At 68.6% G+C, this 14,349-nt stretch carries 16 protein-coding genes and 1 pseudogene; 12 read left to right on the top strand and 5 right to left on the bottom strand.

Annotation, left to right across the window (positions count from 1 at the left end; translation table 11 throughout):
• Nucleotides 1-103: 103 nt before the first annotated feature.
• Nucleotides 104-784, bottom strand: coding sequence for a TetR family transcriptional regulator (locus ABZ855_RS43250; protein ID WP_360817777.1), 681 nt, complete (start codon nucleotides 782-784; stop codon nucleotides 104-106).
• 254 nt (nucleotides 785-1,038) lie between these two features.
• Here ABZ855_RS43250 and ABZ855_RS43245 point away from each other — a divergent pair, with 254 nt between their 5' ends.
• The 3 genes from ABZ855_RS43245 to ABZ855_RS43235 are packed head-to-tail and all read left to right on the top strand — an operon-like array spanning nucleotide 1,039 to nucleotide 4,351.
• The gene (locus tag ABZ855_RS43245) at nucleotides 1,039-2,493 is read left to right on the top strand and encodes a glycosyltransferase family 4 protein (protein ID WP_360817774.1); all 1,455 of its coding nucleotides are present in this window, start codon (nucleotides 1,039-1,041) and stop codon (nucleotides 2,491-2,493) included.
• Nucleotides 2,487-3,284 carry a class I SAM-dependent methyltransferase gene (locus ABZ855_RS43240; RefSeq protein WP_360817771.1) on the top strand — a complete coding sequence of 266 codons (798 nt, stop codon included), beginning with the start codon at nucleotides 2,487-2,489 and terminating at the stop codon, nucleotides 3,282-3,284. The genes ABZ855_RS43245 and ABZ855_RS43240 overlap by 7 nt, the downstream gene beginning before the upstream one ends.
• Nucleotides 3,281-4,351 carry a prenyltransferase gene (locus tag ABZ855_RS43235; protein ID WP_360817768.1) on the top strand — a complete coding sequence of 357 codons (1,071 nt, stop codon included), beginning with the start codon at nucleotides 3,281-3,283 and terminating at the stop codon, nucleotides 4,349-4,351. Before ABZ855_RS43240 ends, ABZ855_RS43235 begins: the two co-directional genes overlap by 4 nt.
• 100 nt (nucleotides 4,352-4,451) lie before the next feature.
• On the opposite strand, the gene ABZ855_RS43230 is transcribed toward ABZ855_RS43235, so the two are convergent.
• The gene (locus ABZ855_RS43230) at nucleotides 4,452-5,663 is read right to left on the bottom strand and encodes a transposase (protein WP_360817765.1); all 1,212 of its coding nucleotides are present in this window, start codon (nucleotides 5,661-5,663) and stop codon (nucleotides 4,452-4,454) included.
• Nucleotides 5,664-5,755: 92 nt separating this feature from the next.
• Between ABZ855_RS43230 and ABZ855_RS43225 the strand changes: the two are divergent.
• A pseudogene (locus ABZ855_RS43225) lies at nucleotides 5,756-6,056 on the top strand (transposase); the annotation flags it as partial.
• 120 nt (nucleotides 6,057-6,176) lie between these two features.
• Here the strand turns inward: ABZ855_RS43225 and ABZ855_RS43220 are convergent.
• The 3 genes from ABZ855_RS43220 to ABZ855_RS43210 all read right to left on the bottom strand — a co-directional run bounded on the left by ABZ855_RS43220 (nucleotide 6,177) and on the right by ABZ855_RS43210 (nucleotide 9,163).
• Complete coding sequence (locus tag ABZ855_RS43220) at nucleotides 6,177-7,187, bottom strand: LLM class F420-dependent oxidoreductase (RefSeq protein WP_360817762.1); 1,011 nt, start codon at nucleotides 7,185-7,187, stop codon at nucleotides 6,177-6,179.
• 119 nt (nucleotides 7,188-7,306) lie between these two features.
• Entirely contained in the window at nucleotides 7,307-8,146 is an 840-nt protein-coding gene (locus ABZ855_RS43215) for a hypothetical protein (protein WP_360817759.1), read from the bottom strand.
• Nucleotides 8,147-8,239: 93 nt separating this feature from the next.
• Nucleotides 8,240-9,163, bottom strand: coding sequence for an N-acetylmuramoyl-L-alanine amidase (locus ABZ855_RS43210; RefSeq protein WP_360817756.1), 924 nt, complete (start codon nucleotides 9,161-9,163; stop codon nucleotides 8,240-8,242).
• Between the two features lie 192 nt (nucleotides 9,164-9,355).
• Here ABZ855_RS43210 and ABZ855_RS43205 point away from each other — a divergent pair, with 192 nt between their 5' ends.
• The 8 genes from ABZ855_RS43205 to ABZ855_RS43170 all read left to right on the top strand — a co-directional run bounded on the left by ABZ855_RS43205 (nucleotide 9,356) and on the right by ABZ855_RS43170 (nucleotide 14,342).
• The gene (locus ABZ855_RS43205) at nucleotides 9,356-10,057 is read left to right on the top strand and encodes a twin-arginine translocation signal domain-containing protein (RefSeq protein ID WP_360817753.1); all 702 of its coding nucleotides are present in this window, start codon (nucleotides 9,356-9,358) and stop codon (nucleotides 10,055-10,057) included.
• 236 nt (nucleotides 10,058-10,293) lie between these two features.
• The gene (locus ABZ855_RS43200; RefSeq protein ID WP_360817750.1) at nucleotides 10,294-10,713 is read left to right on the top strand and encodes a PASTA domain-containing protein; all 420 of its coding nucleotides are present in this window, start codon (nucleotides 10,294-10,296) and stop codon (nucleotides 10,711-10,713) included.
• 54 nt (nucleotides 10,714-10,767) lie between these two features.
• Entirely contained in the window at nucleotides 10,768-11,124 is a 357-nt protein-coding gene (locus tag ABZ855_RS43195; RefSeq protein ID WP_360817747.1) for a hypothetical protein, read from the top strand.
• Between the two features lie 180 nt (nucleotides 11,125-11,304).
• The gene (locus ABZ855_RS43190; RefSeq protein ID WP_360817744.1) at nucleotides 11,305-12,045 is read left to right on the top strand and encodes a DUF6879 family protein; all 741 of its coding nucleotides are present in this window, start codon (nucleotides 11,305-11,307) and stop codon (nucleotides 12,043-12,045) included.
• The gene (locus ABZ855_RS43185; protein ID WP_360817741.1) at nucleotides 12,042-12,890 is read left to right on the top strand and encodes a helix-turn-helix transcriptional regulator; all 849 of its coding nucleotides are present in this window, start codon (nucleotides 12,042-12,044) and stop codon (nucleotides 12,888-12,890) included. The genes ABZ855_RS43190 and ABZ855_RS43185 overlap by 4 nt, the downstream gene beginning before the upstream one ends.
• An 87-nt stretch (nucleotides 12,891-12,977) precedes the next feature.
• A complete protein-coding gene (locus ABZ855_RS43180; RefSeq protein ID WP_360817738.1) occupies nucleotides 12,978-13,439 on the top strand; it encodes a hypothetical protein in 462 nt (153 codons plus the stop codon).
• Nucleotides 13,436-13,570, top strand: coding sequence for a hypothetical protein (locus ABZ855_RS43175; protein ID WP_360817736.1), 135 nt, complete (start codon nucleotides 13,436-13,438; stop codon nucleotides 13,568-13,570). The genes ABZ855_RS43180 and ABZ855_RS43175 overlap by 4 nt, the downstream gene beginning before the upstream one ends.
• A gap of 370 nt (nucleotides 13,571-13,940) precedes the next feature.
• Nucleotides 13,941-14,342, top strand: a complete 402-nt coding sequence (locus ABZ855_RS43170; protein ID WP_360817733.1) for an SMI1/KNR4 family protein — start codon at nucleotides 13,941-13,943, stop codon at nucleotides 14,340-14,342.
• Nucleotides 14,343-14,349: the final 7 nt, after the last annotated feature.

Here is a 14,349-nt window from a genome sequence, read left to right as displayed (position 1 = left end):
GTCCGGCGTTTGAGGACGAGCGCGTTCAGCGCGAAAGCGGGGGTCTGGGGGCGGCAGCCCCCAGGGATGGGACGGGTAGGGGCGGCGGGGGCGAGGAAAAGCCCTATCGCTCCGCCCCGGCGGGATCCGTCAGGTCGATCAACCTGCACACCGTCTCGATGTCGATCTTCACCTGCGCGATCGACGCCCGCCCCGACAACCACGTCACCAACGCCGAATGCCACGTGTGCTCAATCACCCGAACCGCCGAAAGCTGCTCGGGGGTCGGATACCCTCCGGCCCCCGCCCCCGCCCCCACCCCCTCACCCAACCCCATCGAATCCAGAATGATCGCCGTAGTCTGACGCGACACCTGATCGACCTCAGGCGAAACACTCCGGTCCGCGAACGTCAACGCCCGCACCATCGCATCCGCCAGATGCGGCTCCCGCTGCAACGCACGAAACGCCCGCATCAACGTCTCCGCCACCCGCTCCGCCGCCGTCTCACCCGTAGGCGGCTTCTTCCGCAGCGTGCCGTGCATGTGCTCCAACTGGTCCTGCATGGTGGCGACCAGAAGATGCACCTTGGACGGGAAGTACCGGTAGAGCGTGCCGAGCGCGACCTGCGAGGACTCCGCGACCTCCCGCATCTGCACCGCGTCGAAACCACCCCGGCTCGCCAACTGGGCGCTCGCGTGCAGGATCCGGCGCCGCCGGGCCTCCTGCCGCTCGGTGAGCGGAGCGGACGGCGGCAACGAGGCCGCTCTCACCGTATGTGCTTCCACCTTCGCGTCGGCAGCCATGGGTCCCGTTCCGTGACAGTCGGTGATCGCCCGGTTGTTACGCGGCGATCGGTCAGTCGTGTGTCGGCAAGCAGTTGGCAGCATGGCACTTCGCGTCGCCCGTCCGCCGTGGCGCGAATCACCTGATCCACCGGTCACAGCCGACCTACCTGCCGGTAGATTCGGAGCCGCCTGAACGATCAACTCTGAAACTTGTTCTAGATTAGCGTCCCGTCGTAGTCTCGCGGGAAACCGTGGGGAGAAGGGGGCCGGGAGTGACGGCGGAGGCCAGCGAGGCAGGCCCTCAGGGGGATCCCGCCGCGGACGGCGAGCGACCGCTCAGCATCGCACTTCTGACCTACAAGGGGAACCCGTTCTGCGGCGGCCAGGGCGTCTACGTACGCCATCTGTCGCGCGAACTCGCCCGACTCGGTCACCGCGTCGAGGTCATCGGCTCCCAGCCGTATCCGGTGCTGGACGTACTCGACGGCCGCGACGCACTCGACGGCGAAGCCGTCCGTGGCCCAGGCCCAGGCCCAGGCCCAGTCCGAGGCCCTGACCCCGTCCTCACCGAGCTGCCCAGCCTCGACCTCTACCGCCAGCCGGACCCCTTCCGCACCCCGGGGCGTGACGAGTACCGCGACTGGATCGACGCGCTCGAGGTCGCCACGATGTGGACCGGCGGCTTCCCCGAACCGCTCACCTTCTCCCTCCGTGCCCGCCGCCAACTGCGCGCCCGCAGCGGTGAGTTCGACGTCGTACACGACAACCAGACCCTCGGGTACGGCCTGTTGGGCGACATCGGCGCCCCGCTCGTCACCACGATCCACCACCCCATCACCGTGGACCGGAAGTTGGACCTGGCCGCGGCCGACAGCCTGAGCCGCCGGATGTCCGTACGGCGCTGGTACGGCTTCACGCGGATGCAGCGGCGCGTGGCCCGCCGCCTGCCGTCCGTGCTCACCGTCTCCGGTACGTCGCGTCAGGAGATCGTCGACCATCTCGGCGTACGGGAGAACCGCATCCACGTCGTGCACATCGGCGCCGACACCGACCTCTTCTCGCCCGACCCGGCGGTGCCCCGGATACCGGGCCGCATCGTGACCACCTCCAGCGCCGACGTTCCCCTCAAGGGGCTGGTATTCCTCGTCGAGGCGCTGGCGAAGGTCCGTACGGAACACCCCGCCGCCCACCTCGTGGTCGTCGGCAAGCGCGCCGAGGACGGACCCGTCGCCCAGGCCATCGAGCGGTACGGCCTCGAAGGCGCCGTCGAGTTCGTGAAGGGCATCTCGGACGAGGAACTCGTCGACCTGGTGCGCTCGGCGGAGATCGCCTGCGTACCGTCCCTGTACGAGGGCTTCTCGCTCCCGGCGGCGGAGGCGATGGCCACCGGTACGCCTCTGGTCGCCACCACCGGCGGAGCGATCCCCGAGGTGGCCGGCCCCGACGGCGAGACCTGCCTGGCCGTACCGCCCGGCGACCCCGGGGCCCTGGCCACCGCCCTGGCGACGCTCCTCGCCGACCCGGAACTGAGGGCGCGCCTCGGCCGGGCGGGCCGCGAGCGCGTACTGGCCCGCTTCACCTGGGCCCGCGCGGCCCAGGGCACGGCGGACCACTACCGCGAGGCGATCGCCCGATCGGCACCCCGGGGACCCCGCCCCACGCGCACGCGCACCTCCATATCCGCCCCCAACGAGACCCCCGACCGCGAAAGCAGGACTTCGTGCTGACCGTCGACTTCACCCGGTTCCCGCTGGCCCCGGGCGACCGTGTTCTGGACCTCGGCTGCGGAGCCGGCCGGCACGCGTTCGAGTGCTACCGGCGCGGCGCCCAGGTCGTGGCGCTGGACCAGAACGGTGACGAGATCCGCGAGGTCGCCAAGTGGTTCGCGGCGATGGAGGAGGCGGGCGAGGCGCCCGCGGGGGCCACCGCGACGGCCATGGAGGGCGACGCCCTGGCCCTGCCGTTCCCCGACGAGTCCTTCGACGTCGTGATCATCTCCGAGGTCATGGAGCACATCCCCGACGACAAGGGCGTCCTCGCGGAGATGGTCCGGGTGCTGAAGCCCGGCGGCCGGATCGCGATCACCGTGCCGCGCTACGGTCCCGAGAAGATCTGCTGGTCCCTCTCCGACGCCTACCACGAGGTCGAGGGCGGCCACATCCGCATCTACAAGGCGGACGAACTCCTCACGAAGATCAGCGAAGCGGGACTGAAGCCCTACGGCACCCACCACGCCCACGCCCTGCACTCCCCGTACTGGTGGCTGAAGTGCGCGTTCGGCGTGGACAACGACAAGGTGCTGCCGGTGCGCGCGTACCACAAGCTGCTGGTCTGGGACATCATGAAGAAGCCGCTGGCCACCCGGGTCGCCGAGCAGGCGCTGAACCCGCTGATCGGCAAGAGCTTCGTGGCGTACGCGACCAAGCCGCACCTGCCGAGCCTTGCCGAGTCCGAGTCCGAGTCCGCGTCCGAGTCCGAGTCCGCGTCCGAGGTTGAGGCCGAGGTGGCCGCCAAGTGACGACTCCCCGGACAGAACACCTCGTCCTGCCCGGGGTCCTCACCGCCGAGCAGGCCGCCCGCACCGTCCGCGGAATCCTCGCGGAGCAGCGGGAGGACGGCGCCATCCCGTGGTTCCGGGGGCACCATCTCGACCCGTGGGACCACACCGAGGCCGCGATGGCCCTTGACGCGGCCGGTGAACACGAGGCCGCCGAACGGGCGTACCTGTGGCTCGCCGCCCACCAGACCGGTGACGGTTCCTGGTACGCCGCGTACGCGGACGGGGACGCGGACGCCGTCACCGACCGGGGCCGGGAGACCAACTTCGTCGCCTACATAGCCGTCGGCGTCTGGCACCACTACCTCGCCACCGGCGACGACACGTTCCTGGACCGGATGTGGCCGACGGTCTTCGCGGCCGTCGAGTTCGTCCTCCAGTTGCAGCAGCCCGGCGGCGAGATGGGCTGGAAGCGCGAGGACGACGGCACGGACGTCAACGACGCCCTCCTGACGGGCAGTTCATCCGTCCACCACGCCCTGCGCTGTGCGCTCGCCATCGCCGAGCAGCGCGAAGAGCCGCAGCCGGACTGGGAGTTGGCGGTGGGCGCGCTGCGGCACGCGATCCGCCGGCACCCCGAGCGGTTCCTCGACAAGGCGCGCTACTCGATGGACTGGTACTACCCGGTGCTGGGCGGCGCGTTGACGGGTACGGAGGCCAAGTCCCGTATAGAGGAGGGCTGGGAGCGCTTCGTCGTGCCCGGCCTCGGGGTGCGCTGTGTCGTGCCCAACCCCTGGGTGACGGGCGGCGAGTCGGCCGAACTCGCCCTGGCGCTCTGGGCGGTGGGGGAGTCCGACCGGGCCCTGGAGATACTCCAGTCGATCCAGCATCTGCGCGACACGGACAGCGGCCTGTACTGGACGGGGTACGTGTTCGACGACGAGGCGATCTGGCCGCGCGAACTCACCACCTGGACGGCGGGTTCGCTTCTCCTCGCGGTCGCGGCACTCGGCGGCCACGAGGCGACCTGCGCGGTCTTCGGCGGCGAGCTGTTGCCGACGGGACTGGACCCGGACTGCTGCGGCTGACCGACGTGGGCGCCGGTGATCAGTGACGGCCGACCTTGCTAAGGGGCGTGACCCACGAACAGTTGAAGTGTTCTCCCGGCTGGAGCCGGGAGATTCCTGCTTACCTTGCGGCAGCGGGTTTGACGCGCTTGGCGCGCCTGACGACTGCCCTCCCGGCAGCCGGGACGAGCGCGAGGCCCGTCCGGTACAGGTGCAGGACGTTGCGGGCCGCGTTGTGGTCGGCGTTGCCCGACCAGCCGCAGTCCGGGTTCCTGCACACGAACACGGCCTGGGACTCCCGGCTCCCGGGCGTGGTGTGGCCGCACGCCGAGCAGCGGCGGGAGGTGCCGGGGGCCGGGACCTTGACCAGGGTGCCGCCGAGCCGGGCGGTCTTGTACGCCAGCATGGTGACCGTGCGCCCCCACGCCTCCCCGCTGATGGAGCGGTTCAGCCCGGACTTCTGGGCGACGTTCTTCCCCGGCTCTTCAACCGTTCCCTTGGCGGACTTAACCATGTTCGTGATGGTGAGTGCTTCGACCACGACCGTGCCGTAGGTGCGGGCGATGGCGGTGGTCGTCCGGTGCTGCCAGTCCAGGGCCCGGCGCTTGGCTTTCGCGCGCAGGCCTGCGATCTGGTCGTAGGTGTGGTGCAGTCGGTGGCTGGTGCGCTCGCCGGGTGTTCGGTGCTGCTTACGCTGCGCGGCACGCTGTTCCAGGTGCAGGAGCCTGGCCTTCTCCTTCTCCGTCAGCCATGCGCCGTGCTCGTACGTTTGACCGTCCGAGAGGGCGATGGGCACGCTGACACCCACGTCGATGCCGATGTCCGGCCCCTGGTGGGGCTCGGGCCCGGCCTCCTGGGTCTGGACTCGGAAGGCGATGTGCCAGCCGAGCGCATCCTTGACCAGCCGTGCCCCGGTGATCCGGTTCTCCGCGCCTGCATGCTTGCCGACCGGAAGGTCCTTGGTCCACCGGAAGCGGACCCTGCCCACCTTGGGAATGTTGACCATGCCCCACCGGCGGTGCACGCGGGTGATGTTCAGGTCGCGGCCCTGCGGAATGTCCACCGACATCACCGTGCGCAACCGGCCCTTGAAGTTCGGGGCGTCGGCGCGCCCGTCCCAGCAGTTCTTCCACGCCTGGAAATACGTCTTGAGTACCGCTTGCGCGGCCTGGGCGGGCAGGACGGCCAGGAAGTCGATGTCCTCGCGGGCTTGCCGGATCGCAGCGTCCGCATGTTTGAGGGTCCGCATTTCCTTCGGCATCATCCACCACCAAGCGTGCAGCAGGTTCCACATGGAGCGGGCCGCGTGCGCTTGGCCATCAGCCTTCAGCACCTCGGCAGGGCATAGCGCAAGGCGGGCACGGTGCCCGAACTGCCGCTTAACCAGGGTGCCTTGATTCACAATTGGGAAACTAGCATTGATTTATGTCACCGCGTTGGAACCCCATTCCCGATGTCGGAACCGGTTGCCATGTTGTTCACAGCCTGCACGTTCACTTGGTTTTCGTCACCAAGTACCGGCGGAACGCGCTCACCAACGTCATGCTGACCCGCACCGAAGAAATCATGCGGGAGGTCTGTGCTGACTTCGAGGCCGAGCTGAAACAGTTCAACGGTCAATCTGGTCAACTCCATCGAGGGCGTCAGCTCCCTCAGACTCCATCAGGAGTACGACAGTCACGTCCGCCGGTACGTGCAGAGACAGCGCACTCCGGCGCCGCTCCGCGGCGCCGGGCCAGGGACGGCCTTCGGCCCCGCCCTGAAGTGGCAGAGCGCTGGCCAAGACCATAGGCAGTCGGGCGCATTGACTGGACTCGATCGCCATCTTCCGCCGACAGAAATGGGTTCAGGAGTTGAGTTCGGCGAGGACGCGCAGCGTATGGGGATCGGGGGAGAGGACGAGGAGGTCGGTCACCGGCCCCTTGCGCCACAACTCCAGCCGCTCCGCGATGCGTTCACGTGGCCCCACGAGGGAAATCTCGTCGGCGAAGGCGTCCGGCACGGCGAGCACGGCCTCCTCGCGCCGCCCGGCGAGGAACAGCTCCTGGATCCGCCGGGCCTCCTCCTCGTACCCCATGCGTGCCATCAGATCGGCGTGGAAGTTACGGGCCGCGTGGCCCATCCCGCCGATGTAGAAGCCGAGCATCATCTTGACGGGCAGCAGCCCTTCCGACACATCGGCACAGACCCGGGCCTGCGCCATCGGCGCGACAAGGAACCCTTCCCCGGCCCCGCTCAGCGGCTCCTCGTACATCTCGGTCCGCGACGGAGACCAGTACAGCGGCAGCCAGCCGTCGGCGATACGGGCCGTCTGGGCGATGTTCTTCGGCCCCTCCGCGCCCAGCAGGACGGGAAGTTGGGCGCGCAGCGGATGGGTGATCGACTTGAGCGGCTTGCCGATGCCGGTACCGTCCGGCCCGTCGTAGGGCAGGGGATGAAAGCGCCCCGCTACCTGAACCGGCGCCTCGCGCCGCAGAACCTGCCGTACGACGTCCACGTACTCCCGGGTCGCGGTGAGCGGCGACTTCGGGAACGGGCGCCCGTACCACCCCTCGACGACCTGTGGCCCGGAGAGCCCGAGCCCGAGAAGAACCCGCCCGCCGGAGAGATGGTCGAGGGTGAGGGCGTGCATCGCGGTGGCCGTCGGCGAGCGGGCCGCCATCTGGGCAACAGCCGTACCCAGCTTGATGGTTGACGTCTGGGCCGCGATCCAGGTCAACGGGGTGAACGCGTCCGAGCCCCAGGACTCGGCGGTCCACACGGAGTCGTAGCCGAGCCGTTCGGCCTCCTGGGCGAGCGGTACGTGGTCCGGGGAGGGACCGCGACCCCAGTAGCCGAGCGCGAGACCGAGCCGCATACCTGCCTCCTGACGGTCCGTCAGCTGTGATGCCCTGGCGGCGACTGTACGACAACGGCCCCTCGCCCGGAAGGGCAAGGGGCCGCAGCTCGCGCATCCCGCAGAGGGTGTTGTCCGCGTTATCCGCGCTGGATGCCGGAGGTGTCCTGAAGTACGCCCCGACGGCCGTCCTGCGTCTGGGCGATGAAACCCTGGCCGCGCTGCTCGACCGCCAAGTACCAGGTACCGGGGGCCAGTTCGGCGATCGGGGTCGGCGAACCGTCCTCGGCGAACAGCGGGCGCGGCACCGGCACGGCGAACCAGAACGGGGAGAAGTCCGAGGCCGGCGGCTGGGCCTGCTGCGGCTGACCAGCGCCGGCGTCGGCGCCGAAGGGCTGACCGCCCTGCGGCTGGCCACCGTACGGCTGCTGCGGCGCGCCGGCGCCCGGGTAGCCATAGCCGCCCTGGGGCTGGCCGCCCGGGTAGGGCTGACCGCCGTAGGGCTGCGGGGAGGGCGGCTTGGGGGCGCCGATCAGGGCGCCCTTGAGGGCAGGGACAAGCGGGGTGGCGATGGCGGCGGCCGCCATGACGACCGTGGCGACGAGGGAGAGGATCAGACCGGTACCGGCGTCCGGGCCGGAACCGCCGTTGCTGACGTTGTCGACACCGCCCGTCGGGTCGAAGACGTTGCCGAGCGCGCTCCAGGCGGCGAACACGGTGAAGGCGACGCCGAACTGGCCGAGGTCGATACCGGCGACCTTGGGCAGCTGCGTCAGACCGCGCGACATGACGACGAGCGCGGCCCCGATGATGCCTGCGAGGACGACGCCCAGCAGGACCGGGCCGCTGCCCCAGGCGTTCGGCATGTCGAGGCCCGTGGCGCCGTCGACGGAGTAGATGTCGAGGAACGACGCGATGAAGAGCAACACCGCTGCTCCGATCACCACGCCGTCGCCTCGAGTGAGGGAGCGGATGTTCACTTCAGGTCCTCAGGTCGTCTCGTCGTCATCATGCGTAGGGGCACGACATTATCGTCCGCGTGTGTGAGCTGTCCGCCGGGATGCACGCGTTGATCACGACCCGCGCAGGAAACTCACGATTCCTTCAGAGATCCCCAGTGCCGCTTCCTGGCGCCATGATCCGCTGGTCAGCAGGGCTGCGTCCTTGCTGTCGCGCATGTTGCCGCACTCGATGAACACCTTCGGAACCGTTGACAGATTGAGACCGCCGAGGTCCGTACGGGTGTCGAGACCGGTACCGCCGCCGATGTAGTTGGACGGCTCGGAGCCGGTCTCGTCGATGAACCCGGCCTTGACGCGCTCGCCGAGCAGCCGGGACGGGCCGACGATCGACCGCGTGTCCGCGGCGCCCTCGTGGACCGCCCCCGGCAGGATCACATGGAAGCCGCGGTTGCCCTGCGCGCTCCCGTCGGCGTGGATGGAGACGACGGCGTCGGCGTGCGCGGCGTTCCCGATCCGGGCACGATCGTCGACACAGGGCCCGAAGGCGTAGTCGGACCGGTCGCCGTCCTGCGTCAACTTCACGGTGGCGCCCTGCTGTTCGAGGATCGTCCGCAGCCGCCGCGCGACGTCGAGGGTGAACTCGGCCTCCGTGTAACCGCTGTTGGTGGCGGTACCGGTGGTGTCACACTCCTTGGAGTTCGTACCGATGTCCACCTTGCGGGCGATCTCGGCGGTGTGCTTGAAGTTCCCGGGGTTGTGCCCGGGATCGATGACGACGACCTTCCCGGCGAGGGAGTTCGCGGCCTCACTGGGGACGGCGAGGGCGGGCGGCGAGATCGGCGTCAGGGGTTCGTAGCCGCCGCTGGACAACGACTTCCCCGCGCCGTCACCCCCACCGTCATCGGCGACGGCCCCCCACACGAACCACCCACCGCCCCCACCCAGCACCAACACGGCGAGGGCGACGGCCAGGGGACGACGCAGAAGGGAACGACGAGGCTGGGACGGCTCGAAGCCGGGACCGGCGTAGGACACGTCAGCCAGCCTAGCTGCCGTCCACGGTGTCCAGCGGCTCCGTGGCGGCGGCACGGGTGGGGCATGTGAGGCTGCGAGATGCGCTCCGACCGTCGGTCTGTGAGGCGTATGTGAGACGGCTGTCGAGTAGGTAAGGCGGCGCGGGCCGCCTCTTTGTCGCTCGCGTTCTGGTCTGCTTCGAGTTCCACACGAATGCGGGCGATGCACTCAGGGTGCCAGTCCACAGGGCCGGAGATCAGGGCGTTCGACTCGCCAGTGTCGATGCGCGTGCCGAGTGGATGCCGAGGCGGACATAAGCGCCTGGCCTCCCCACACGCCGCACCTCTCTCCCGGCGTGCGGGGAGAGGCTGGCCGACGCACTCTGAAGCCATGAATAGCCGCACCCCGCCAGGCCCTCCAGAGGGGCCCCTGCAACGCCGGGACCGTGACGAAAGGATCTGGTCGGGGCCACGTCCCGCAGCCTCCCGACGGAGCTTCCTTACCCATGCGGGCGTGGCCCTCGTCGCTCTCTTTGTTGGTGTGCTGATTGGCGTCACTGGCAACTCCAGCGCTGACAAGGCAGCACCTTCGGCGGCTGTCACCACGACCGCGACCACCACGCATACGGCCGCCGCCGGAAAGCATCCCTCAGCTGACAAGGTCCTCGCGGACGGAATCCCTGGCGATGGCACTTACGTCGTCGGCAGCGACATCAAGCCCGGCACCTACCGCAGCGAAGGCCCACAAGGTGGTCTCGTTACCGACTGCTACTGGGCGCGGCTGTCGAGTACCTCCGGCGAGGCGAAAGACATCATCGCCAACGCGAACACCGGCGGTCAGACGACCGTCACGATCGCTGCCACGGACAAGGCGTTCACCACCACGGGCTGCAAAGCCTGGAAGAAGACCGGCTAACGACTCCGGCTGCGCGCCGATCGGAGGGCGCACAACGCGTGCCGCTGGACGTACGAGGACGGCACCCGCTGACCCTCACGTGCGTACGGCAACGGCCCGCACTCCGGTCGAGGACAGGGCCCTTCGCCGTACCCGAAAACTTATTTGTGTCACAGCACCGTCACTCCCTGCACATGGTCCCCGTCCGCGGCGCATGATGCTTCCCCAACTCACGCACCGTCCCAGGGGGAACCACCATGCGCGCACGCACCATCGCAGCCGGACTCGGCGCCGTAGCGCTGCTCATGCTCACCGCATGCGAGGGCACCGACAACAGCCCCAGCGAGTCAAGCACAGCAGCCCAGGGCGCCAGCGACCAGCCGAAACAGGACACCAGCACCACCGGGGCCGAGACGGAAACGCCCGACAGCGCGACCGACGCCGCCCCCGAAACAGCAACGCTGCCCAACCTCGTCGGCCAAGACCTCCAGGCCGCCCAAGACGAAGCGCAGGCCGCCGGCTTCTACGTCCTCGACGACCAGGACGCCAGCGGTCAGGGTCGCCTGCAGATCCTGGACCGCAACTGGACGGTCTGTAGCCAGGAACCCGCAGCCGGCACGCACGCTACGGACACGCCCGTGATCCTGTACGCAGTCAAGGACGACGAGACCTGCTGACTGGCCCGGCCTGCCGACCCTGCGGGCAACAGGTCACCCGTGCGTGGTCACAAGATGGACACACCGCCCACGCACCCGCCCCGCGCCGAGCATGATGCCCACCTCGACATGCACGTCCTTGGGGGGACCATGCGCCGTACCGTCATCCTGCTCGCCGCCTGTCTGCTGCTCGCGGGAGCCGCGGTCGGCTGCTCGAAGTCGTACGACGAGATCGCCGAGGACTGTGTCGCCGCGTTGAAAAAACGCTCGGACGGCGACAAGGCCAAGCCGGAGGCCTGCAACGGACTGAAGGAAGACGACTACGACGCGCTGCTGATGTCGCACATCCTGAAGAACGACCTCGGCTGGGTGGACGAGGACGGGAACGTCGACCAGAACGAGATGTTGGAGGACGCGCTCGAAGGTCAGTAGGAGGGGCGGGAACATGGCCTCGCCCGTTTCCGGGCGGGGCCTTCGTCATGAGGCGGGCTCCGCCCGCTTGCGCGCAATCCCAGCACCCTCGGGCACATGGACAATCTGCCGCAATCCCAGGGCACCCGCCGCCAATTCTGCGCATCCTGGACCCTCCAACCAGCGCAGAAGGAGGGCGATATGACGCTCAGGTTCCTCGGCACCACCAGCGACGACGGCGACTGTCCCACTCTGTACGAGGTCGCCGGGACAGACGAGATCCTCGTCCAGGGCGAGCGAGTGACCGATCCAGAGCACCTCGTACAACTGCGCGACGTCAAAGAGTCCGAGACATTCGTCCGTGTCCCCCGCACCCTGCTGACCCGCTACGCGCCCCGCACTGAGGCACCCGAGCTGCAGCCCTTCGCGTCGGTCTCCCACCTCTTCCGCGAGTTCCGGCATACCGCGTGGCGGCTGGAGACCCAGCGCGGGTACGCCTCCGACCGCAACAGCCCCAGGTGGAAACGGTGGCTCGACGGAGAGGACATCACTGCGGAGCCGGCCAACACCTGGCGGCAGAACGTCGCCGAGCAGACGGCCGCAGGGAAACGATTCGAGCGCGTACGCCTGGTCGACGCCCCTCCCACCCAGGGACAGCGGTTCCTCCTCGCGAGCGCCCCAGGCAACGTGGCCGCAGGCGAAGACATCCGCAACCTCTCCCGTGCCGAGGCCGAGCATTTGCGGCTGCCGGACTACGACTTCTGGCTGTTCGACTCCAAGGTGGTCGTGCGCTTCGCGTTCGACGAGGACGGCACCACTCTCGGCGTGTACGTCACCGACGACCCAGCCGAAGTGCTCGCCGCCTGCCAGGCCCGCGACGCCGCCTGGCATCACGCTCTGCCTACGCAGGAGTTCGCGCGGCAGGTAGCTTCGACCGTGTGACCACCGACTTCCAGACCGCACGGGAAGCCCTCGGCGCGCGCCTGCGCGAACTGCGCGCCGAGGCCGGTCTCGAAGGCAAAGACCTCGCCGCCCAACTCGGCTGGCAGCCCTCCAAGGTGAGCCGTCTCCAGAACGGCAAGCAGACCCCCACTCGCGCCGATCTCACCGCCTGGGCGAACGCGATCGGCCGTCACGACGTGGAGCCCGAGCTGCATGGTCTGCTCGCCGGCCTCGACATGAAGCAGCGGCACCGTTCGTGGCGACGCCAGCTGGCCGGAGGCCACCAGGGCCGCCAGGAGATCGCGGTACGGCAGACGGAGGCCACAAGGGAGATCCGCGGCCTTGAGGTGTCGCGGGTGCCAGGGCTCTTCCAGACACCGGAGTACGCGCGCGTCATCTTCGACGCCAACGCCGAGTTCCGTGGAATTGCGCCGACCACGGAGGCTGCTGTCGAGAAGCGGATGCGGCGGCAAGTGGCGCTGTACGACCCGGAGAAGAACTTCCGGTTCCTCGTATGTGAGGCAGCGCTGTATCACCGGTCGTGCCCCGTGGATGTGATGGCGGAGCAACTGGACCGGCTGTACAACCTGGTCGGGCAGCGCCGTATCGAGCTGGGGATCCTGCCCTTCGGGGCACAGCTGCGGCGTACTGCCCCGCACGCTTTCTGGATCTACGACCGGCGGTTGGTCATCGTCGAGACGATCAGCGAAGAACTCTGGCTCACTGGTGAAGAAGACATCCAGCTGTACGAACGGGCGTGGGACTGGCTGGCTGAGTCCGCCGAATACGGGGCACCGGCGCGCCGCCTGATCGGCAGGGCAAGGGCTTCGCTGGACCTCGCGTAGGCAATCCACTGCAAGCGGCAGACCCGTACGGGCAATCGCGCGCAATCGCCGCGCGGGCGCGCAACCGGGCTCCCTACCGTGCTGGTCATGGCCACACAGACCGCCCACCGCATGTCGCAGGCAGGCCAGGACTGGCTGCTGTCCTGTGCCCTGCACCCCGCCGACGTGCAGGGCGCATGGGACACCGAGGAACTCGCCGAATTCCCCACCGGACCGCACTGGCGCGTCGCCGAGGCGCCGCTCCTGCGCTCGGTCGAAGCCATCAGCCGCATCGGCGCAGACCGGATCGGTCCCGTCCTCGCGGACGTACACCGCGATGTCGCGTGGTGGCTTCTCCCGCCCGACCTCACCGACGAACTGGACGACATCCATCGGCTCACCGTCCGCCCGGACGGCTGGGTCCTCAAGTGCCCGCCCGTCCTGTACTCGGTGACCGGCCGCTGGTGGCTGGAGCGCCCGGACGGATCGGGCCGCCTGACGAACCCTGTACTGCTCGGCGCGGCTCTCAGCCCGGGCGGCGCTCCCCTTCCCCTGGAGGCATTCGGATGACCACGACACCGTTCCTCGACCAGCAACAGGAGGAGGACGTCGACGTCCCGCCGTTCGAGGAGCAGCTGCTGAAGGCGGCAGTCCCACCCCGCGAACAGGCCGCCGTACGAGCCCTGGTGGACGTGGAGTAGATCCTCGCCCGAGACGCCTTCAGCAGGGCTCTCGTCCGGCGCACCGACGAGGGCTTCGAGTTCTCATGGCAGAACCTCGCCTGCTACCTCTACGGCCTGGGACTGGACGACGCGGAGCGATCGTTCGTCGACCTCGTCCTGTCCATCGCGTCACCGCACCAGACCAGCCTCACGCGCATGACGGACCTCGACGAGTGCCGCCTCACGATCATTCTGCGCGCCCTGGTCAGGCTGTCGGGGGTCGATACGCTCGCCGTGGGCACACGCCTCTGAACTCTCGCCGCCAGCCAATTTTGAAGCGAGTCCTGCTCCATGCAGTTCAGGGCAGCCCCCACCATCCGGCAGGGCTCAGCATTGATAGAACGGCTGAATGAACTCGAACACCGATGACGTCACCCAGGCCGAGCGTCACTTCGGAGTCCGCTTTCCGCAGGACTACCGGCATTTCCTGGTCACACAGGGAAGCATGAGCCGGTTCGTTCCCCCTGCAGACGACTTTCTGATGATCAACGACGTGGCTGAGCTTGTCGATGTCAATGAGGCCGGGGAGTTCCAGCAACGCTTCCCCGGGAGTCTCGTCATCGGCGGGGACGGTAGCCGCGAAATGCTCACCTACGACTTCCGGCAGGAACATCCGCCTCTTGTCCTGATCGACATATCGGCTCAGGACTGGTCGTCCGCCATCTATCAGGCGGCCTCCCTGTCTGCCCTGCTTGAACAGTTCCCCGAAAACGGGTGGAAGTGGGATGATTCCGAAACTGCGGCCCCCTGATTGAAGC

Origin of the sequence: Streptomyces sp. NPDC047042, from assembly GCF_040644035.1 — a bacterium.
GTDB lineage: Bacteria > Actinomycetota > Actinomycetes > Streptomycetales > Streptomycetaceae > Streptomyces.
The sequence above is the reverse complement of the archived record's forward strand: the minus strand, read 5'-3'. Positions and strand labels throughout refer to the sequence as shown.

Coding starts and splice junctions, on each gene's coding strand:
- ABZ855_RS43250 (WP_360817777.1), bottom strand. CDS start 784: ATGGCTGCCGACGCGAAGGTGGAAGCACATACGGTGAGAGCGGCCTCG.
- ABZ855_RS43220 (WP_360817762.1), bottom strand. CDS start 7,187: ATGCGGCTCGGTCTCGCGCTCGGCTACTGGGGTCGCGGTCCCTCCCCG.
- ABZ855_RS43205 (WP_360817753.1), top strand. CDS start 9,356: ATGCGGGCGATGCACTCAGGGTGCCAGTCCACAGGGCCGGAGATCAGG.
- ABZ855_RS43200 (WP_360817750.1), top strand. CDS start 10,294: ATGCGCGCACGCACCATCGCAGCCGGACTCGGCGCCGTAGCGCTGCTC.
- ABZ855_RS43195 (WP_360817747.1), top strand. CDS start 10,768: ATGGACACACCGCCCACGCACCCGCCCCGCGCCGAGCATGATGCCCAC.
- ABZ855_RS43190 (WP_360817744.1), top strand. CDS start 11,305: ATGACGCTCAGGTTCCTCGGCACCACCAGCGACGACGGCGACTGTCCC.
- ABZ855_RS43180 (WP_360817738.1), top strand. CDS start 12,978: ATGGCCACACAGACCGCCCACCGCATGTCGCAGGCAGGCCAGGACTGG.
- ABZ855_RS43175 (WP_360817736.1), top strand. CDS start 13,436: ATGACCACGACACCGTTCCTCGACCAGCAACAGGAGGAGGACGTCGAC.
- ABZ855_RS43170 (WP_360817733.1), top strand. CDS start 13,941: ATGAACTCGAACACCGATGACGTCACCCAGGCCGAGCGTCACTTCGGA.